The organism is Bacillus sp. PS237 (genome assembly GCF_037963345.1).
Taxonomy (GTDB): Bacteria; Bacillota; Bacilli; order Bacillales; family Bacillaceae; genus Bacillus; species Bacillus subtilis.
This window is the reverse complement of the sequence record NZ_CP150156.1, coordinates 1,200,680-1,220,562: the sequence shown is the minus strand read 5'-3', so window position 1 is coordinate 1,220,562 and position 19,883 is coordinate 1,200,680. Positions and strand designations below refer to the sequence as shown.

The following is a 19,883-nucleotide window of genomic DNA, read 5'->3' as shown; positions in this document are numbered from 1 at the left end:
AAGGAGAGAATCAATGATTCTCTCCTTTTATCAGTTTGCTCATGTCCTGAGGCAGTGGAGCATGAAACCTCATGTTCTCCTGTGTCAGCGGATGGATAAACGAAAGATGCTCGCTGTGCAGAGCCTGCCGGCCAATTTCCTGTCTCGTTCCGCCGTACAGTGTATCGCCGCACAACGGGTGCCCGAGATAGCTCATATGAACACGAATTTGATGGGTTCGTCCAGTCTCAAGCTGCAATGCCACCGAGGTCATGTCATCATTTGCACATGTGACGTAAAAATGAGTAACAGCCTTCTGGCCGTCTGGCGTTACCGTCCGTTCAATAATACTGTCAGGATGTCTGCCAATCGGAGCATCGACTGTTCCCTCCATCTGTGCCATCCGCCCGTGAACCACTGCCGCATACCGGCGTTTCACAAGGCCGTTTTTTTGCGCAGACGATAAAATGGAGTGGGCAAATCGATGCTTGGCAACAAGCATGATACCTGATGTATCCCGGTCTAACCGGGTGACAAGATGAACTGTCGCCCTCACTCCGGTTGTTTGATAATGATCAATAATTCCATTGGCAATGCTGCCGGAGGGGTGCTCTCTCGAAGGGATTGATGACACATACGGCTGCTTGTTTATCACAAGCACATGTTCATCCTCATAAAGGATATCGAGCGGAACAGGCTCTGCCAACAGCGTCTCGCTCACCTGCTCCTCAGGAAACTTCACGATAAGAAGATCTCCCTCTTTCAAAACGTATTTGACCGTCACATGCTCACCGTTAATCTGCAGGTCTCCCCCGCCAAACTTAATATCGGTCAGCAGACGTTTCGAAATTCCCAGTTCACCGGCATATTCTTTTACAGTCATCCCGTCCTCAGCGGAAGTAATGTTCTTTCTGATAAAAAAATGCTCCACGATATGTCCTCTTTCTATTCACCTTTTCCAATAAACGAATCCTGGACTCTTTTCCAAAATGGAAACGGACGGAATCTCGCAAACCGCACTTTTTCGGATGCAACTTGGCAGCGGATCGACTTTACATCCTTATGGAGAAGGGTTAAATGGTCAATCGTCACTTGAAAGTCAACTTCGTTTCTCGGCTTAATCATGCAATCATGATGGGATGGGAGAAGCAGAGGTGACCCGACCGTACGGAACACGCGGTTATTAATTGAAGCCATTTCCGCAAGCTGGATCGCCCTGATAGACGGATGGATAATCGCTCCGCCCAGCGCCTTATTGTAGGCTGTGCTGCCTGATGGAGTTGACAGGCAGAGGCCGTCGCCCCGGAAGGTTTCAAAGAGCTGCCCTTTGATTTCCACATCAGCAACAAGGCTTCCTTCGATGCTTTTAATCGTACATTCATTCAAAGCTAAGTATCTTTCTTCCCGCTCGTTTTCGTGATAGGTCACAATGACTTCGAGAAGCGGATATTCGACTGTATGATACGGCGTTTTCGCGATGGCAAGAACAAGTTTTTCAATTTCATGAGGAACCCAGTCGGCATAAAAACCCAGATGACCTGTGTGAACGCCGACAAATGCTGTTTTGTCCAAACGGTCGCTGTATCTGTGAAAAGCATACAAAAGCGTTCCGTCGCCTCCGACTGAAATAACGATTTCCGGTTCATTTTCATCCAGTTCCATATCAAAATCCAATAAATACGCCTGTATTTTGCTTTTCAGCGTATCAGAAACTTGATCTCCTTTTGATGATACGGCAAATTTCATGCTCTTCTTCCCCTTTACCTATTGTTGCTCGCTTCCTTTTTTCTTTCTTGAAAAGGCAGCTTGAGCTTCCTGTACTTCACCCCTGATCTCCGACATCTCTTCATCAAGCCGGGAAGCCGCTTCAGAAGCGCGCTGAAGCCTTAGTTTTACTTTTTCAGGAATGTTTCCGCTGTATTTATAATTCAATGAATGTTCAATGGTCGCCCAAAAATTCATCGCCAGTGTACGGATCTGTATTTCTACGAGAACATGCTTTTCTCCGGATACCGTCTGCAAAGGGTACAGCACAACAAGATGGTATGATCGGTATCCGCTCTCTTTATGTTCCGCAATATAATCCCTCTGATCCACAACGGTGAAATCTTTTCTGGCAAAAAGCATCTCTTTTACGATTTGGATGTCATCGACAAATTGGCACATGATTCTAAGGCCAGCAATGTCCTGCATGGTTTCAATTTCATGCAGCGGTATGCTTTTCCGTCTCGCTTTTTCAAGTATGCTCGCCACAGGCTTGACGCGTCCGGTCACAAATTCGATCGGTGAATGGTCGTCCTCGTATTCATATAGTGTGCGGATCCCCTTGAGCTTCACTTTCAACTCTTCGACAGCCTGGCGGTACGGCACTAAAAAACGCTCCCATTGTTTGTCATCCATCATACATCCCCCAATTCCGAACCAGTTTCTATAAAAACACGCGTTTCACTTTTTCTTCCATTTCTTCTCCATAGTTTGCATTATCTTTTATATTTTCTAAAAGATATTCCAGCTCCTCATGCAGGCCTGCCAGTTCAATTGTTTGGTCTCCTGCCTCTAAAACAACCGGTATTTTTTGTGCATGGGCCTGCTTCAGTTCCGGCCATACATGTTCCTTTATAATGACATATTCAAAAGAATCAGCTAATTCAAGTATGTATACAAAAGCAAAGTGGTCAGAATCAACAAGCATTTGACCTGACGGCTTGCGTTCCGCTTCGTTTCCTTCTGTCTGACAGGCAAGGCGAAGCTGATCATCCGATAATGTTGCATTCAAAATTTCGATTCTGTTTTGCATAATGCTCTCCTTTTTTAAACAAAGTACAGATTCATTTTATCATATCGAGCTCGATATTGATAAACCTAACATCTAAAGAGATAATAGTAAAAATAAGATTTACAGGGCGGAAAGGAAGAGCATCATGAGCCAAGAGATTGAAATCGAATTTAAAAACATGCTGACCAAACAAGAATTCAAAAACATAGCATCGGCACTCCAGCTGACAGAAAAAGATTTTACAGATCAAAAGAATCATTATTTTGATACAGACAGCTTCGCGCTGAAACAAAAACATGCTGCGCTTCGTATCCGCAGAAAAAACGGAAAGTATGTCCTTACATTAAAGGAGCCGGCTGATGTGGGGCTTCTGGAAACGCACCAGCAGCTTTCAGAGGTATCAGATCTCGCTGGATTTTCAGTTCCCGAGGGCCCTGTGAAGGACCAGCTGCACAAGCTTCAGATCGATACGGATGCCATACAATACTTTGGATCTTTAGCAACAAACCGTGCGGAAAAAGAAACAGAAAAAGGCTTAATAGTTTTAGACCACAGCCGATATTTAAATAAAGAGGACTATGAAATTGAATTTGAGGCGGCGGATTGGCATGAGGGCAGACAAGCCTTCGAAAAGCTGCTTCAGCAATTCAGCATTCCTCAGCGCGAAACCAAAAATAAAATTCTGCGTTTTTATGAAGAAAAACGAAAGTCTATATAAGGTGGAATGACATCGTGAATGTAACGAATTGGGCAGCATTACTTCAGCTTCAGGCATTACAGTCCATATCTAATGCACGCAGCAGCTCGGACACTCAGAATACGGAAAGCCCGCTTTCAAGTTTCAGTTCTTTGCTCAGCCAATATACAAACGGTCTGACATCTCAGCAATCAGCACCTTCTTCATCGCCAAGCCCGCTCAGCATGCTGAACAGCGCGAATACAACAGCGCCGTCACTGCTTTCAGCGTATGGGCTTAACTCATATACGAGCAGCAATTCAGGTTCAGTCACAAAAGCGGCAGAAAGCACTGAAACAGCTGTTGCAGATTCAGCTTCAAACAAACATGAAGCAAATCAGATCCGTTCGGGAGACTTCTCTATTGACAGTGCGATTAAAAAAGCCGCTGATAAATATGGCGTTGATGAAAAACTGATCCGCGCCGTCATCAAACAGGAATCAGGCTTTAATGCAAAAGCGGTCAGCGGAGCAGGTGCGATGGGCCTCATGCAGCTGATGCCGTCAACAGCAAGCTCACTTGGCGTTTCCAATCCGCTTGATCCGCAGCAAAATGTGGAGGGCGGAACGAAATATTTAAAACAAATGCTGGATAAATACGACGGCAATGTGTCTATGGCATTAGCGGCTTACAACGCCGGACCGGGGAATGTTGACCGATACGGAGGCATTCCTCCTTTCCAAGAAACGCAAAACTATGTAAAAAAAATAACTTCAGTTTATTACGCGTAACCAGAGGTGCTCTTTCCCTCTGGTTTTTTTGCGAAGTGAAATCTTACGCATTCCTGATTTTTATGTGATATGATATGAAATACAAACCCCGGCTGTCAGCCGAAATGAGTCATCAAACGCATAAAAGGCAGTTTGTTTGTAGAAATGATGCCTTGTTGCTAAAATAAATCTAGATGAAACAATGAAATACAGAAAATTACTTTTTGCAATAGGATTTATGATTCCTATTAGCCATATTTAAAGGAGTAGTCAACATGGGACAATCGTTTAACGCACCTTATGAAGCGATTGGAGAGGAACTTCTATCGCAACTTGTTGATACTTTTTATGAGCGTGTCGCGTCTCATCCTTTGCTGAAGCCGATTTTTCCAAGCGATTTGACAGAAACCGCCAGGAAACAGAAGCAATTCTTAACTCAGTATTTAGGCGGGCCTCCTCTTTATACTGAGGAACACGGCCATCCTATGCTCAGAGCAAGGCATCTTCCCTTTCCAATTACAAACGAGAGAGCTGATGCGTGGCTCAGCTGTATGAAGGACGCAATGGACCATGTAGGGCTGGAGGGCGAAATTCGTGAGTTTTTGTTTGGCCGGCTGGAGTTGACAGCAAGGCATATGGTGAATCAAACGGAAGCGGAGGATCGATCATCTTGACAAACTATCAGCATGAGCTATACTTCGCCCATTGCCACGGTCATCCAAAAAAACCGCTTGAAATTTATATGTTTGTAGACCCTTTATGTCCTGAATGCTGGTCCTTAGAGCCCGTCATCAAAAAGCTGAAAATCAGATACGGACGTTTTTTCACCTTACGCATTATCGCTTCCGCAAGCCTTACCGCTTTAAATAAAAAGCGAAAAAAGCATCTTCTCGCAGAAGCATGGGAAAAGATCGCGAGCCGCTCTGGCATGTCATGTGACGGCAATGTCTGGTTCGAACAGGATCAGCCGCTTTCATCGCCTTATATGGCTGCTCTCGCTTTTAAAGCAGCCGAACTGCAAGGACGAAAAGCCGGCATGCAATTTCTCAGAAATATGCAGGAGAGCCTATTTGTTTCAAAGAAAAATATTACGGATGAAAACGTGCTTTTGGAGATTGCTGAAAATACAAGTCTCGATCTTGAAGAATTCAAAAAAGATCTGCATTCTCAAAGCGCGGTCAAGGCGCTTCAATGTGACATGAAAATTGCTGCCGAGATGGATGTTTCTGTTAATCCGACACTGACGTTTTTTAATACGCAGCATGAGGATGAAGGGCTTAAAGTTCCTGGCAGCTACTCATATGATGTATATGAAGAAATTTTATTTGAGATGCTTGGCGACGAGCCGAAGCCGTCGGAAACACCGCCTTTAGAATGTTTTATTGAATATTTCCGCTTCGTTGCCTCGAAGGAAATTGCTCTTGTATATGACCTGAGCCTTGAAGAGGTAGAAAAAGAAATGAAAAAACTGGCGTTTGCTAAAAAGGTTGCCAAAGTGGAAGCCAAACACGGAATGTTTTGGAAGTCTCTCAGCACTTATTCTGATGAATATCAATCATGTGAAAAATAGCCGCAGGCGTGCATATGCTTGAGGCTGTTTTTTTATGCCATAACCAAACGTACGTTCCATTTTTAGCACTAAAGAAACCGCGCCGGGATAAGCGCGGTTTCATATGTCTTAACGACAACAAAGGGGATGGGAGAAATTTTTCACGGTCAAACAAAGGGGTAATGTTTGTTTGTGATCAATTTCACATCCTTATGATAACAAAAGATGTCGACTTTTGACAACCTCTATGCTTAATGTTCATATTTTTGTCACAAAACATAACGAAGTGCATTCACTCATATCCTTATAAGGAAAAAGGACGAGGAGGACCGCCATGATGTCTACTTTGATCTCAATTGTGTGCATTGCTGTTTTTTTCTGCTTGAATATCTTAGGCATGATGCATATGCTGCCGCTTTATATTACCTCTCCTCTGCTGTTTCTGTCTATTTTGTTTACCCTCTACCGCTTGAATCACCGGAAAACCTTTAAAGGGTTTTAAAAAAGCCTGTGCGTCATTTCCGCACAGGCTTACTTTTTTAAGACTGCTTGACTTTCATCAGCAGCTCTTCCATTTCATCAAGTTTTTCTTCAAACATTTTGCACGCGGCTTCGATTGGCTCTGGAGACGTCATATCAACACCCGCTTTTTTCAGGACATCAATCGGGTATTGTGAGCTTCCCGCTTTCAGGAAGTCAATATAACGGTCAACCGCCGGCTTTCCTTCCTTCAAAATCTGGCTGCTTAATGCTTGGGCAGCGCTGTAACCTGTCGCATACTGATACACATAGTAATTGTAATAGAAGTGCGGAATACGCGACCATTCAAGGCCGATTTCCTTATCAATCACCATGCCGTCTCCAAAATACTTTTTATTCAGGTCGTAATAGACATTTGTCAGAAGCTCAGGTGTAAGCGGCTCGCCTTCTTGCGCCTTTGTATGAATCAGATGTTCAAATTCAGCGAACATCGTTTGTCTGAAGACCGTTCCCCTGAAGCCCTCAAGCATATGGTTGAGAATATATAAGCGCTGTTTTTCATCCTCTAAATTGTTCAGCAAATATTCGCCAAGGAGCGCTTCATTTGTCGTAGAGGCAACTTCCGCGACAAAGATGCTGTAATTGCCGTATGGATAAGGCTGGTGCTTTCTCGTATAGTAGCTGTGTACGGAATGTCCAAACTCGTGCACGAGCGTAAAGAGATTATTGACGTTATTATGCCAGTTCATCAAAATATACGGATTCGTGCCGTAAGCTCCTGATGAATAAGCCCCATTGCGTTTGCCTTTATTTTCGTAAACGTCCACCCAGCGGTTTTCCAGTCCTTCTTTTAGGATAGAGGCATATTCTTCCCCTAAAGGTGCGAGGCCTTTCAGCATGTAATCTTTGGCTTCCTCGTATGTCACCTTCATCCCAGCATCTTTCACAAGCGGTGTATACAGGTCATAGATATGCACTTCATCAAGCTCAAGCACTTTCTTTCTTAGCGCAATATAGCGGTGCAGGAGCGGCAAATGCTTATTAATCGTCTTAACAAGGTTATCGTATACTTCCTCAGGAATACTGTTGTTAGAAAGCGCAGCCTCACGCGCGGACTTGTACTTTTTCACTCTCGCGTAGAAGTTGTCCTTTTTCACAGTGCCGCTTAGCGTCGTGGCCATTGTGTTTTTATATTGTCCGTACGTTTTATACACTGCGTCAAACGCATTTTTGCGGACTTCACGGTTTTCACTTTCCAAGAAATTAATAAAGTTGCCGTGAGTGATCTGTTTTTCATTCCCATCTTCGTCTTTAATGGATGGAAACGTTATATCTGCGTTATTTAACACGCTGAATGTATTTGAAGATGACCCCAGTACCTCGGAGGCTTCAGCAAGCAGCGCCTCTTCCTTCTCGCTCAGCACATGCGGACGTTCCTTTGTAATCTCCTCAATCGCATGAGAGTACAGCTTCAATTCTTCTTTTTCAAGAATGAACTGCTGCAGTTTGTCTTCTTCTATGGATAAAATCTCCGGAACCAAATAAGCTGTCGCGCTTGCGGCCTGTGTATACAGGTTTCCCGCCTTGTCATTCAGCCCCTGGTAAAAGGAGTTCCCAGTATCCTGGTCAGAGCGCATATGCGCATATGTGTACAGCCTACCTAGCCGCTCCATCACTTTATCTTGATACGTAAGAGCCTCGTATAAATGATCAGCTGAATCTGCCAGCTTTCCTTTATACTTAGATAAATTCGGAATTAATTCTTTTACAGCTTGAAATTCTTTATTCCAGGCCTCATCACTAGGAAAAATATCCTCAAGTCTCCATGTGTCTTCTGCCTTTACCTCACTTCTGTCAGGCAGTTGGTTTGCTTTTTTTTCCTCAGCCATGGTGATCCCCCTCGTCTTCTTTGATTCAAGCCAATTGAAAAAACAGCTGTTTCTCAATAAACTTGTGTTGTGAATATCTTCCGGTTTTTCACTGCCTTTTGTCAAATCATATGCAGTAATGAAGAGAACGAATGCCAAAAAAGCAGTAAAAACACGAAAAACCTTTCCTTTTGTGCCTTTCACAGCCTGCCCACCACCTTTGTCTTAGGGTGAGCCAAATAAGACAAACTCATTCTATAAAACAGCTGCGGTCTCTTTCTATGAGATCCTGCATGGAGTGTATGCCTCCTGCAGGCTGATTCAGCACATATACTTCTTTCTGAGTCTCCCTTAAAAATCCCTTCTTGCACAAAAAATCAATATACTGTTTAACCGCTTCTGAAAGACACTCTTCGCTGCATTCGGACCTGAGTGCAATGTTCTTATTATGAATGTGCAGTTTGCACTGCTGCAAAACGGCTGAAAAACGAATTGGCGCACGTTTACCTCCAAGATCCGTCATAAACAAATAAAGAAACCCCTGCCACACAAAAACCGGACTCTTAAAAACTGCCCCTTTTCTAACAGGAACAAACACTTCAGTCGGCAGAAAAGAAAAAGGCGTCTGTCGTTTCTCATAAAACAGCAGCCTAAGGCGATTTGTTTCCTTTGAGTTAAACCGATGGGGTTTATGGCGAAAACGGTGAATCGCTTTCGTCCAGCCTGAATATTGAATTGAGGGTTTCGGTTCAGTGAAAAAAAGATCGCCTGCACCTGCCCGATGGATAGGGATCGTTTGGACTGAGGAATAAGAATGGTTTGTGTAGAATGGAATGATGTGGCTGAGCCGGAGAAAAGAACGCCTTTCAGGACAATAACATATCAGTTCTCTGTATGGACTTGCATTGATAAACTGCCAATGAAAAGTTGAAAGCTGATAAAAGGACGAAGCAGTCCGTTTTAAGCGGCTGTATCCCATAATCCACTGCGGGATGATTCCTTCTTGTTTGAAGCCCTCTGTCCGCTTTTGAAAGACATCTGGAGCGATAGTGGCGCATTGATATTCAACAGCAAGCATATGCTCCTTGATTCTTGCCATGACGTCCGGTCTTTGGTTGATTGTCCTTATATACGGCTCCAATATTGGTGAAGCCCGTTGCGTTTTCAGCCATACATACAGCTGTCTTTTTCCTTCTAAGTGGTAGGCGCTTTCCGGCTCGATGTCTATGGCGCAGGACTTGTTCTGTTTATGGGCAAAATGCGGCGCTTTTTGAAGTCCGAGCTTCACAGCTAGCTCTCCCCCGCATACCGGACAGAAGAACCGTCTCCGCTTTAATTTCTGGTTTTGCTGAGCGCCTAGAAGGTGAAACATTTGGCCGTCTTCAGTCACAGCACTAAACAATTGTCATCTCTCCTTTCCAGATGAAGTATACTTTCTGGAAAAGATGATCAACTCCTGTTCGCTGTATTTTCTGCTTGTCTATATGTTTTTGATTTTTCACATCTCTAAAATGGCATTTTCGTGCATAAAAAAAACCGATTTCCGGAAGGAAATCGGTTTGCTATGATGCAAAGTGTTTTTTTATCGTTTCTAGAGCATGCTCTGAAATAATCAGCTTGCCGTACTCTTCAAGACGGTGTATGCTGATTGAGGATTCAGTTGCGTACTCCAGCAGGATGCTTAGCTGATTTTCAACCTCTTCATCAGTCATATTGCAAAAATCTACATATAAATAATATCGGTTCTCAAACGAATATAAAGTCGTTTTGCTTCCGTTAACGTTCAATTTAGATAGAGAAATAACATCCTCAAAATCGCCAAATCGCAAGACAAATTGAAGCTTTTGCTCCTTCTCTTCCTGATTGACGGCTTGCTCTTCTTTCTGGAAATCATCCAGCAAGGCGTCAAGATCCTCAGATGCTGGTTCTTGCTTTTTATCCTCAGGAATCGGCAGTTCGAGCTTTTGTCCGTCTTTGGAAAGCTGGGCTTTTGTGACGATGATTTCTAATCCTTTGTCCAGTGCCTGAACTTGAATCCAAAGTGGGCCTTCCACAGCGAATTCCTCTTCTTCATGAACTTCATCCATGACTTCCCAGAAAAGTTCTTCACTGCGCTCACGGTTATACCAAATTTCTTCTCTGTCAAAACCGCGATCTTCAATATCTCCGTAAGACATATAAAATTTTACTGTATGCTCGTTAATTCTTTCAATTTCCATTTGCCAACCTTCCCTTCTATATAAGATGTTGAAGGGACATCTAAGCTCCCGATTAATTGTACTTTACTACACTTTACCCATTCCGTCCACATCTTAACCTTAACCAAGGCCAGTGTGAATTCCTTTGTATTTCTATTTTATGATAAAACAGTCACAAAAGAAATAAAAATGCACCTTTGCCTAAAAAACGGCAGATCAGGCGGCTGATATCATAAAATATGACCTGTCTCATATAGTAGTAGTACAAGCGAAGGACTGAAAGCGAGGTGCCGCTTCATGGAGCATGACTATCTGATTTCTCTGCTCGTCATTGTTGGGATTGACCTGATCCTCGGCGGAGATAACGCGGTTGTTATTGCCATGGCCAGCAGACATTTGCCGGACAAGCAAAGACAGCAAGCCATTATTCTCGGAACATTTATTGCCGTTGCCATGAGAATCGGATTAACAAGTGCAGCAGTATATCTTTTGAACATTCCGTTCTTGCAGTGCGCCGGCGGAATTTTCCTGCTGTATTTAGGATATCAGCTGCTGATTGAAAAAAAAGACACGAAACACATTAAAAGCAGCACCTCCCTGTGGAGAGCGATACGAACGATTGTGCTTGCAGATCTCTTTATGTCGCTGGACAACGTCATCGCAGTTGCGGGAGCTTCACACGGTGAGTTTTCTCTCGTTGTTATAGGATTGTGTGTATCGGTTCCGGTTATTATTTGGGGCAGCAAACTCATCCATATTGCACTAGAGAAAATACCGCTTCTGATTTACGCGGGAAGCGGGCTGCTTGCTTATACTGGCGGAGAAATGATTGTCAGAGACAAAAAGCTGTCGCTTTTTATGGCGCAGCACGGCACAGTCGAAACGCTCCTCCCCATTTTGACGGTTGCGTTTGTCATCCTTGCGAGCATTTATTACCAGCAGGTTGAAAAATAAAAGAAGGCTGATGACTCAGCCTTCTTTTGATGATACGATCTATTAGTTTGCCAAACGCTGTGCTTCTCTTAATTGGAAAGAGCGAACTTTTCTTGGCAGGAAACGTCTGATTTCGTCTTCGTTATATCCGACCTGCAAACGTTTTTCGTCAATGATGATCGGACGGCGAAGCAAACCTGGATGCTCGTTGATCAAGCGGTACAAATCTTGCAGCGGCATAGATTCAACGTTCACATTCAGTTTTTGGAATACTTTTGAACGGGTTGAGATGATTTCATCTGTTCCGTCCTCAGTCATTCGAAGAATTTGTTTTATTTCATCAATTGATAAAGGTTCAGAGAAAATGTTTCTTTCTACAAATGGAATCTCGTGCTCCTCGAGCCACGCTCTCGCCTTTCTGCATGAAGTACAGCTTGGTGATGTGTATAGTGTAACCATTCATCTTCACTCCTCTAATTAGTAGGATGAACATCTATTTTATTCTTAAATTGAAATTACTCTAAAAAAGGAATCTTTACAGGTATTATACTATAAAAAAGTAAGTGTGAACAGTATCCTAAGAAAAAAATGTGTCAATCCAGCAAATTTTTAATGTTCATGATATGTTCTTATTCTCAATTAGCTTAACTGATCGAAAATATTTTTTTGTTTTTCTTCATCGATGATTTCCAAGACCTCATCCGTTTTTTCGTACGATTCTCCGTACCATTTCTCATCTTTATAAGTATGAATGTTTTCATATGTCTGTTTCATGGCTTCAAGAATTTCTTCTTCTGATTCTGTTTTTGGTGACCAGTACAGAATCTCCATCTTGTTTACTTCATTCGTAGCCAATGACCGGCGCCGGTACCCAATTGACTGAGCATGCTTGAAATGCTCTCTTTGATAAAACCTCAGGCGTTTTTCTGTATCAGTATCATCTTCATCCACAGGTTCCACCTCGAGCAATATGGGCTTATTTTTCTTTTTCAGCTTCGCGATCAATTTGCCGCCAAGCCCCTGCCCTCTTGCATCCTTAGACACATACAGATAATCAACGAAGATAAAAGAATCGAATTCCGCAAACATTAAAATATGATGTTTGCCTTCATCTTTATGATAAATATCGCTTCGCTCTTTCAGAAGAGCTTCCATATGCGCTTTTGATTTCATTTCTTCAATTGGAAAGTACTCGCTAAGCTTTTCATACCAGTTCATTGATTTGCTCCTTATGAGTTCGTTGTCTTCATACTTTTAGATATACCCCATTTCTTCTTGTTTAAACAGCCTTACATCTATAAAGACGTGCGAACTTCCGCCATGGTTTCATTTTTTTTTCAGCAAAACGGAGCCAGCTGCTCCGTTCATTTTGAAGTGTTTCTCATTGAACTCGATTTTCTCGCCTGTAATGAACCAGACGGGGCTGCGCCAGTGCAATCAGAAATGTCATGATATATAATGCAGCAGCCGCGATAAAAGCTATTTTCGCACCAGCAGCATCAGCCACTAGCCCCATAATGGAGTAGGTGACGCCTGACCAAGGAGTCAAAATCGCATTTTTTGCAGCCATGATTCCGATTCGTTTCTGCTCGGGAATAACTTCCTGCAGCATGGTTTCCTGGCAAATATCACGCACCTGATAAAAAGGCCCCATTGCAGCACAAGCCAGAGCGCATAAAAATGGGACTGGAGAAAATGAAAACAAAAGGGTCAGCGCCGACATTACAAGCGAGCTGAACATAATGGCATAGCCCATATTCCGCTCAAAAAAAGAAGAAAAACGAATAGCAATCACACTGCCGACAATTGCGCCTATAAAATAGGAAGCGTTAAACATCCCCCACCACACCTCTGTTTCATGCAAAACAGCCGCAGTAAATGCGAGGAGAATAGCAGATGACCATACGGAACCCGCCAAAGCTTCTAACATGTCCATTACAGTAATGTCTCTTACAATAGGGATGATCATTAAATCCTTCCATATACTTCTGACAGATGCTGTTTCAGCAGTTCCTGCAGCCTCTTCTTCATTTACATGCAGCACACTGATGGAAGCTCCCGATAGAACAAACAGGCAAATGGCAGCGCCGACAACGAGTTCAAAAGGGACGGCGTACGTCAGAAGGCCTCCAAGGCCCCAGCCTGCTGTTAAGAACAATTGATTCGAGAGGGAGATCACACCATTCGCTTTTACATATTGCTTCTTTGGAACAATAATCGGCAGCAGCGCAAATCTTGCCGGCTGAAAAAAAGCGCCCGCGAAGGAAAAACAAAACACAAACAGCAGCGTAATCCAAAAGAATGCCTGTCCGTGATGAGTGACGCTGTATGCCATCAGTATAATAAAGACCGCTCTCAGCAGATTCGCTCCCGCAAGCACCTTTTTAAAACCGAGAATGCGAAGCACCGGAGAGACGCAAAAGCTTGCTGCTATACTCGCAAACGACATGAACGATAAAATAAGGCCCGCCAAAAAAACGGAGTCAGTCATTTGATAGATCCGGACCATTAAAACGATTGTGACGAGGACTCCTGCTAAAGATTGAAAAGATTGAGACAGCAATAGCGCAAAAACATTTTTGTTATGCAGAAATTGAATCGTATTTCGCCTCCGCTTTTTCCTCTAATTGTAAATGTTATCATTCTCACTTTCTATGAAGACGCAAAAAAATCCTTCAAGAGAAATCTCTTGAAGGATTGATGAATCATGAAAAAGCTTTAAATTCGGCTTCCGTGCACATCACAAAATGTCCCGGTTTGACTTCACGGAATTCCATCGTTTCCCCATCCTTTAATTGATGGACAGACGGATCATATTTCTGGCGAACGCGATTTCTCTCATAGTCCGGATCAGGAAGCGGAATCGCAGAAAGCAATGATTTTGTATATGGGTGAAGCGGATTTTCATAAAGCTCATCTGCCGGCGCAAGCTCAACCAGTTTCCCGAAATACATGACGCCAATGCGGTCACTGATGTATTTGACCATCGATAAATCGTGGGCAATAAACAGGTATGTGAGCCCTTTTTCTTTTTGCAGTTCTTTCATTAAATTCACGACCTGCGCTTGAATGGATACATCCAAAGCGGAAATCGGCTCATCCGCGATAATGAATTCCGGATCAACAGCAAGCGCTCTGGCAATCCCGATTCTTTGGCGCTGGCCGCCGGAAAATTCATGAGGATAGCGGTTCGCGTGTTCCTTGTTCAATCCCACTGTTTCCAATAGTTCATGAACTCGCTGCATCCGCTCTTTTTTCGTTTTTGCCAGCTTATGAATATCAAGGCCTTCAGCAATAATATCAGCAACTGTCATTCTCGGATTCAGGGATGCATAGGGGTCTTGGAAAATCATCTGCATTTTGCGGTTGAATTCCAGCAGCTTTTTCCGCGATTTTCTCCCGTGCACATTTTCGCCGTTGAACAGCACCTCACCATCGGTTGCTTCGTACAGCCTGATAATGCTTCGGCCTGTTGTCGATTTACCGCAGCCAGATTCACCAACCAGCCCTAATGTTTCACCTTTATAGATATCAAATGATAAATCATCTACAGCCTTAACCGTTCCCCTCGGCGTGACAAAGTGCTGTTTTAAATGTTTGATTTCTAATAGTTTTTCAGTCAATTCATTCACCTTCTCTCACTAAGACAGGTTTTTCAAACGTGTTTGCCAGTTTACGCATTTTCGCTTTTACCGCTTCAGGCGGCTCTACCTTTGGCGCGTCAGGATGAAGCAGCCACGATTTTACATAATGAGTATCGGATACCTTAAACATTGGCGGCTCCTGTTCAAAATCGATTTTCATCGCGTAAGAGCTCCGCAGGGCAAAAGCATCTCCTTTTGGCGGGTTTGTCAAATCAGGCGGCGTGCCCGGAATTGCAGTCAGCTCTTCCTCTCCTGAACTTTCCAGTGTCGGCATGGATGCAAGAAGCCCCCAAGTGTACGGATGTCTCGGGTCGTAGAAGATTTCGTCTACCGTACCAGTTTCTACAATCTGTCCCGCGTACATGACAGCGACCCGGTCAGCAACGTTAGCCACAACACCAAGATCGTGTGTGATAAAGATGATGGACGTGTCAATTTTCTTTTGCAAATCCTTCATTAATTCCAAAATTTGCGCTTGAATCGTTACATCAAGAGCAGTTGTCGGCTCATCGGCGATCAGAAGTTTCGGATTCGCTGCAAGCGCCATGGCAATGACAACCCTCTGTCTCATCCCGCCTGAAAATTCATGCGGAAATTGGTTCACCCGCTTTTCCGGCATTGGGATACCGACTAATTCCAGCAGTTCAACCGCGCGTTTTTTAGCCGCTTCCTTCGAGATCTTTTCGTGTTTAAAAAGCACTTCCGTAATTTGTTTACCGACCTTCATCGTTGGATTTAAAGAGGTCATCGGATCTTGGAATATCATGCCGATCTCTTTTCCCCGGACATTTTGCATTTCTTTTTCGGACAGCGGCACCAGATCCTTTCCTTCAAACAGGATCTCACCGCGTTTGAAATAACCCGGAGGCATTGGAATCAGCTTCATAATCGCTTGAGAGGTTACACTTTTTCCGGAACCTGATTCTCCAACAATGGCCAGCGTCTCCCCTTTATCCAGATGGAAATTCACTCCGCGGATCGCCTGGACCTCTCCGCCATATGTTTTAAATGAAATTGCTAAATCTTTTACTTCTAATAGGCGTGTCACCCGTATCACTCCCTTATTTACGTAACTTAGGATCCAATGCGTCTCTTAATCCGTCGCCGACAACGTTAAAACCAAACATTGTAATGCAGATAAATCCGGCAGGGAAGAATAAACGCCACGGATAATAGGTCAATGCAGGCAATCCGTCAGAAGCCATCGTTCCCCAGCTTGCCAGCGGAGCCGGAACACCAAGTCCCAAATAGCTTAAAAAGGCTTCTGTAAAAATCGCAGTAGGAACTGTCAGTGTCATCGTGACCAAAATAGAACCCATTGCGTTTGGCACGATATGTTTAAATAGAAGACGGGATGTTTTTGCACCCAGTGTCTGTGAAGCAAGCACATACTCCTGATTCTTCAGCTGCAGCACTTGTCCGCGCACGATTCTGGCCATATTAATCCAGCCTGTAATCGTCATGGCAATAATAATCGTAAATAGACCTTTCGGAAGAACAACCATCAGTAAGATAACCATTAATAATGAAGGAACTGCCCAAAGGATATCAGCGATACGCATCATGATTTCATCTGTTCTTCCTCCGCGGAAGCCTGAAATGCTCCCCCAAATGACGCCGATCAGCAAATCGAGAACAGCAGCTGCAACACCGATAAAGATTGAGATTCGCGCCCCTACCCATGTACGGACGAAAATGTCCCGTCCAAGATCATCTGTTCCGAACCAGTGATCTTTTGAAGGCGGCTTATCCGCATTTAAGAGATTAGTAGTTGAATAATCATACCTTGAGAACATCGGCGCAAAAATTGCCATAAGGATAATAAGTACGATAATGATAAGCCCGACCATTGCAAGCTTATTGCTGCGGAAGCGAAGCATCGCATCTTTCCAGAGGGAAAGGCTCTTTTTACTTATTTTTTCTGCATCGCCGGCATTCGCTGCGGCTGGTTCAAACATGTTTTTTGGAATGTTCTGCATGGCCTAGGCTCCTTTCTTTGCTTTGGAAAGCTTGATTCTTGGATCAATAATGCCGTATAACACATCTACGATTAATACACACAATAGCAAGATGACACTGAAGAACACCGTTACACCCATAATGACCGTATAATCACGGTTTGTAATACTGTTGACGAAGTGTGCACCAAGCCCCGGAATCCCAAAAATGGTTTCAATAATGAAGCTCCCCGTTAAGACCTGTGCGGCCATCGGGCCCATATATGTAACAACCGGCAAAAGTGCGTTTCGAATGGCGTGCCGCACTGTAACCGCTGGGCGGGAAAGCCCTTTCGCTTTCGCTGTGCGGATATAATCACTGTTTAACACTTCGATCATGCTTGAACGGGAAAGTCTGGCAATAAACGCCATCGGCATGGAAGCAAGTGCGATGGAAGGCAAAAAGGTGTATGCCCAGGAATCCCACCCCGCGACCGGAAACAGCCCAAGCTTCATGGAGAACACATATTGCAGAACAGCCGCCATGATAAAGCTCGGAACCGAAATACCAAATATCGTTAAAATCGCGACGGTATAATCCTGCCACTTATTATGGTAAAGGGCTGCAATGACCCCAAACAATACACCTAACGCTAAAGCGAGGAGAATAGCTTCTGCTCCAAGAGTAAATGAAACGGGGAAACCTGAACTGATCAGGTCGTTAACACTCTGACCTTTATATTTAAATGACGGTCCGAAATCCCACATTGCAACTGATTTCAAATAACTGACATATTGTACAAACAGCGGCTTGTCCAAGCCATAATGCGCATTTAAATTTGCTTCAATTTCAGGCGGAAGCTTTTTCTCACCTGAAAATGGCCCGCCCGGTGCTGCTTGCATTAAGAAGAATGTCACAGTTACAATCACAAATAGTGTGATAATCATATAGACTAAGCGTCTTCCGATATATTTTAGCAAGGGGGAACACCTCCATGGTTTTTACATTTTTATACTCCATCAGTAAGAAAGGTATATGGGGCTTTTCTCCCCATATACCTTGAGGTCTTTTATTTTCAGACGTAGCCTTATTTAAAATATGCGTTTCTGAAATAAACCTCACCAGTACCTGGCATGATAACACCTTTTAGGTTTTCATCCTGTACCCAAGTATCAGTATAGAAATAGATTGGGGCAACCGGCATTTCATCAATGAAAATACCTTCTGCTTTTTTCAGCAGCTCTGCACGTTTTGTTTTATCTGTTTCAGTTTGTGACTGATTCAGAAGCTTTTTGAATTCTGGATTTTCCCAGCCTGTATCGTTATTTCCTCCGTTTTTGTCGCGGAACAATTCAAGGAAGTTGATAGGATCATTGAAGTCGCCGAGCCAGCCCATACGGCCGATTTGATAATCTTGGCTGTGGAGCTTATCAATATAGACATTCCACTCTGAGTTATCAAGCTCAACATCAACGCCTAAATTTTTCTTCCACATTTCTTGTACTGCTTGAGCGATTTTCGCGTGTGCGTCATCAGTGTTGTAAGACAATTTGATTTTTGGCAAATCAGATGCCTTGCTTAAGCCCATTTCTTTTAGGCCTTTTTCAAGGTATTCTTTTGCTGTTTTGACATCATTGTCTTTGAAGTATCCTTCTTTGTTATCCTCAAATCCCTTCATTGTAGGCGGCACTGCAGCCATTGCCGGGATTTGCTCTCCTTGCGTAACGTTTTTAACAATCGACTGACGGTCAAGCGAATATGTTAAAGCTTTACGGATATTGACGTTGTCTAATGGCTTAGCTTCAGTGTTGAATTTGTACCAATACACTCCTGCAATCGGCTCAACATGTAAAGAACCGTCTTTTTTCAGGGTCGGCAGGGATTCTGTCGGAAGCTGTCCGAGCGGCATACCGGCCCAATCAAGTTCGCCAGCTTGGAATTTTTTTAGTTCCGTATTGTTATTGTTGATCATAACCATATCGATTTTCTTCAGTTTGACTTTGTCTTTATCCCAATACTGGTCATTTTTTTCGAGAGTAATAGAGCCGCTGTGTTTCCATGCCGTCATTTTGAACGGCCCGTTTGATACATAATCATCTCCGGCATTTGTATTCCACTTTTTATTTTTCTCTGCAATTTTCTTATTGATCGGCATATACGTATAGAACGCAGTTAATTCAGTGAAATATGGAGTCGGGTTATTTAATTCAACCTTCAGCGTTTTGTCATTCACAGCTTTTACTGCCACATCGTCTAGGCTGCCTTTTCCGGTATTCGCCGCTTCAGCACCTTTTATGTAGTAGAGCTGGTAAGCGTATTGTGATTCATTATTAGGGTCAAGCGCCCATTTCCAAGCATATTCAAAATCTTGTGCAGTTACAGGGTCTCCATTAGACCATTTCACACCATCACGAATGGTAAATGTATATGTCTTTCCGTCCTTGCTCGTTTCAATTTTAGAAGCCATGCCTTCTTCAGGCTCACCATCTGCATTGATACGTGTCAATCCTTCAAAAGTCTGACGGATAACACCGCCTGATACTGAATCATTTGCCAATCCCGGATGTAAGGAGAACGGCTCAGTTTTAATATTAATGTTAAGTGTCGTCTTTCCTTTACTGTCCTTTTTCCCTTCACCGTTTGATCCGCTGCCGCCAAAGCCGCACGCGCTCAGCACGAGAGTGAAAATGAGCATCAACGTGACAATCGACCAACGTTTTTTCATATTCGCAAACCCCCTAATAATAATTTTCAGCTCCTTACGGCTAAATCCTCAGAAATATCAGACAAATGAACCTGAGTTTCCACAACTTTTATTCTGTTCCGTCTTTTCTGATTATTTTTGTAAAAAAGCTGTAACAATAGAGTGAACAAGTTCATTATAATGAAACAAATAATTTATTGCAATATTATTTTATCAATTTAAAATATTTAAACTTCGTTAGTTTTTCTTCCATGAACATAATATCCTTCTACCATTTAAAGCATAAATTGATTAAAAACTTTTTCATGTGTTTTCTGCCCATATTGCTTTTTACATATAATATCTGCCTGTTTTTACGCTGATAGCAG

General features: G+C 43.3%; 23 protein-coding genes. 7 read left to right on the top strand and 16 right to left on the bottom strand.

Going from position 1 to position 19,883, the window contains the following annotated elements:
- Positions 1 to 10: 10 nt before the first annotated feature.
- The 4 genes from NST22_RS06295 to NST22_RS06280 are packed head-to-tail and all read right to left on the bottom strand — an operon-like array spanning position 11 to position 2,776.
- On the bottom strand, positions 11 to 910 hold the full coding sequence (locus tag NST22_RS06295) for an RluA family pseudouridine synthase (RefSeq protein WP_003244860.1): 900 nt from the start codon (positions 908 to 910) through the stop codon (positions 11 to 13).
- Positions 911 to 924: 14 nt separating this feature from the next.
- A complete protein-coding gene (locus NST22_RS06290) occupies positions 925 to 1,725 on the bottom strand; it encodes an NAD kinase (protein WP_003232918.1) in 801 nt (266 codons plus the stop codon).
- Positions 1,726 to 1,743: 18 nt separating this feature from the next.
- Positions 1,744 to 2,379, bottom strand: a complete 636-nt coding sequence (gene yjbM / locus NST22_RS06285; RefSeq protein ID WP_003245294.1) for a GTP diphosphokinase — start codon at positions 2,377 to 2,379, stop codon at positions 1,744 to 1,746.
- A gap of 28 nt (positions 2,380 to 2,407) precedes the next feature.
- Positions 2,408 to 2,776: a hypothetical protein gene (locus NST22_RS06280; protein WP_003232922.1), complete on the bottom strand. Its 369-nt coding sequence runs from the start codon at positions 2,774 to 2,776 to the stop codon at positions 2,408 to 2,410.
- 124 nt (positions 2,777 to 2,900) lie between these two features.
- Between NST22_RS06280 and NST22_RS06275 the strand changes: the two genes are divergently transcribed.
- The 5 genes from NST22_RS06275 to NST22_RS06255 all read left to right on the top strand — a co-directional run bounded on the left by NST22_RS06275 (position 2,901) and on the right by NST22_RS06255 (position 6,252).
- Positions 2,901 to 3,473, top strand: coding sequence for a CYTH domain-containing protein (locus NST22_RS06275; protein ID WP_003232924.1), 573 nt, complete (start codon positions 2,901 to 2,903; stop codon positions 3,471 to 3,473).
- Between the two features lie 14 nt (positions 3,474 to 3,487).
- Positions 3,488 to 4,222 (top strand): bifunctional muramidase/murein lytic transglycosylase, encoded by a 735-nt coding sequence (cwlQ, locus tag NST22_RS06270; RefSeq protein ID WP_003245645.1) that lies wholly within the window; start codon positions 3,488 to 3,490, stop codon positions 4,220 to 4,222.
- A gap of 254 nt (positions 4,223 to 4,476) precedes the next feature.
- On the top strand, positions 4,477 to 4,875 hold the full coding sequence (locus NST22_RS06265; RefSeq protein WP_003232928.1) for a group 2 truncated hemoglobin YjbI: 399 nt from the start codon (positions 4,477 to 4,479) through the stop codon (positions 4,873 to 4,875).
- Positions 4,872 to 5,771, top strand: coding sequence for a protease adaptor protein SpxH (gene spxH, locus NST22_RS06260; protein ID WP_003245184.1), 900 nt, complete (start codon positions 4,872 to 4,874; stop codon positions 5,769 to 5,771). The genes NST22_RS06265 and spxH overlap by 4 nt, the downstream gene beginning before the upstream one ends.
- 313 nt (positions 5,772 to 6,084) lie before the next feature.
- On the top strand, positions 6,085 to 6,252 hold the full coding sequence (locus NST22_RS06255) for a hypothetical protein (protein WP_003244944.1): 168 nt from the start codon (positions 6,085 to 6,087) through the stop codon (positions 6,250 to 6,252).
- Between the two features lie 37 nt (positions 6,253 to 6,289).
- Here NST22_RS06255 and pepF read toward each other — a convergent pair whose 3' ends face one another.
- Positions 6,290 to 8,119 carry an oligoendopeptidase F gene (gene pepF / locus NST22_RS06250; protein WP_003245178.1) on the bottom strand — a complete coding sequence of 610 codons (1,830 nt, stop codon included), beginning with the start codon at positions 8,117 to 8,119 and terminating at the stop codon, positions 6,290 to 6,292.
- 229 nt (positions 8,120 to 8,348) lie between these two features.
- On the bottom strand, positions 8,349 to 9,500 hold the full coding sequence (gene coiA, locus NST22_RS06245) for a competence protein CoiA (protein WP_003245839.1): 1,152 nt from the start codon (positions 9,498 to 9,500) through the stop codon (positions 8,349 to 8,351).
- Between the two features lie 43 nt (positions 9,501 to 9,543).
- Here coiA and NST22_RS06240 point away from each other — a divergent pair, with 43 nt between their 5' ends.
- Positions 9,544 to 9,666, top strand: coding sequence for a hypothetical protein (locus NST22_RS06240; protein ID WP_003245684.1), 123 nt, complete (start codon positions 9,544 to 9,546; stop codon positions 9,664 to 9,666).
- Here NST22_RS06240 and mecA read toward each other — a convergent pair.
- On the bottom strand, positions 9,661 to 10,317 hold the full coding sequence (mecA, locus tag NST22_RS06235; protein ID WP_003245194.1) for an adaptor protein MecA: 657 nt from the start codon (positions 10,315 to 10,317) through the stop codon (positions 9,661 to 9,663). The two genes, NST22_RS06240 and mecA, sit on opposite strands and share 6 nt — an antisense overlap.
- Positions 10,284 to 10,424, bottom strand: a complete 141-nt coding sequence (locus tag NST22_RS06230) for a hypothetical protein (RefSeq protein ID WP_119122854.1) — start codon at positions 10,422 to 10,424, stop codon at positions 10,284 to 10,286. Before NST22_RS06230 ends, mecA begins: the two co-directional genes overlap by 34 nt.
- Before the next feature lie 169 nt (positions 10,425 to 10,593).
- Between NST22_RS06230 and NST22_RS06225 the strand changes: the two genes are divergently transcribed.
- Positions 10,594 to 11,250: a TerC family protein gene (locus NST22_RS06225; RefSeq protein ID WP_003232944.1), complete on the top strand. Its 657-nt coding sequence runs from the start codon at positions 10,594 to 10,596 to the stop codon at positions 11,248 to 11,250.
- Between the two features lie 42 nt (positions 11,251 to 11,292).
- Here NST22_RS06225 and spx read toward each other — a convergent pair whose 3' ends face one another.
- The 8 genes from spx to oppA all read right to left on the bottom strand — a co-directional run bounded on the left by spx (position 11,293) and on the right by oppA (position 19,536).
- On the bottom strand, positions 11,293 to 11,688 hold the full coding sequence (spx, locus tag NST22_RS06220; protein ID WP_003245483.1) for a transcriptional regulator Spx: 396 nt from the start codon (positions 11,686 to 11,688) through the stop codon (positions 11,293 to 11,295).
- Between the two features lie 180 nt (positions 11,689 to 11,868).
- Positions 11,869 to 12,447, bottom strand: a complete 579-nt coding sequence (locus NST22_RS06215) for a GNAT family N-acetyltransferase (protein ID WP_003244921.1) — start codon at positions 12,445 to 12,447, stop codon at positions 11,869 to 11,871.
- Positions 12,448 to 12,610: 163 nt separating this feature from the next.
- On the bottom strand, positions 12,611 to 13,828 hold the full coding sequence (locus NST22_RS06210) for an MFS transporter (RefSeq protein WP_010886478.1): 1,218 nt from the start codon (positions 13,826 to 13,828) through the stop codon (positions 12,611 to 12,613).
- Between the two features lie 106 nt (positions 13,829 to 13,934).
- Positions 13,935 to 14,852 (bottom strand): oligopeptide ABC transporter ATP-binding protein OppF, encoded by a 918-nt coding sequence (gene oppF / locus NST22_RS06205; RefSeq protein ID WP_003245567.1) that lies wholly within the window; start codon positions 14,850 to 14,852, stop codon positions 13,935 to 13,937.
- Between the two features lies 1 nt (position 14,853).
- The gene (gene oppD / locus NST22_RS06200) at positions 14,854 to 15,930 is read right to left on the bottom strand and encodes an oligopeptide ABC transporter ATP-binding protein OppD (protein WP_014906294.1); all 1,077 of its coding nucleotides are present in this window, start codon (positions 15,928 to 15,930) and stop codon (positions 14,854 to 14,856) included.
- Positions 15,931 to 15,934: 4 nt separating this feature from the next.
- Positions 15,935 to 16,852: an oligopeptide ABC transporter permease OppC gene (gene oppC / locus NST22_RS06195; RefSeq protein WP_003232954.1), complete on the bottom strand. Its 918-nt coding sequence runs from the start codon at positions 16,850 to 16,852 to the stop codon at positions 15,935 to 15,937.
- Positions 16,853 to 16,855: 3 nt separating this feature from the next.
- Complete coding sequence (gene oppB / locus NST22_RS06190) at positions 16,856 to 17,791, bottom strand: oligopeptide ABC transporter permease OppB (protein ID WP_003245554.1); 936 nt, start codon at positions 17,789 to 17,791, stop codon at positions 16,856 to 16,858.
- 107 nt (positions 17,792 to 17,898) lie between these two features.
- The gene (oppA, locus tag NST22_RS06185; protein ID WP_003232957.1) at positions 17,899 to 19,536 is read right to left on the bottom strand and encodes an oligopeptide ABC transporter substrate-binding protein OppA; all 1,638 of its coding nucleotides are present in this window, start codon (positions 19,534 to 19,536) and stop codon (positions 17,899 to 17,901) included.
- Positions 19,537 to 19,883 lie beyond the last annotated feature (347 nt).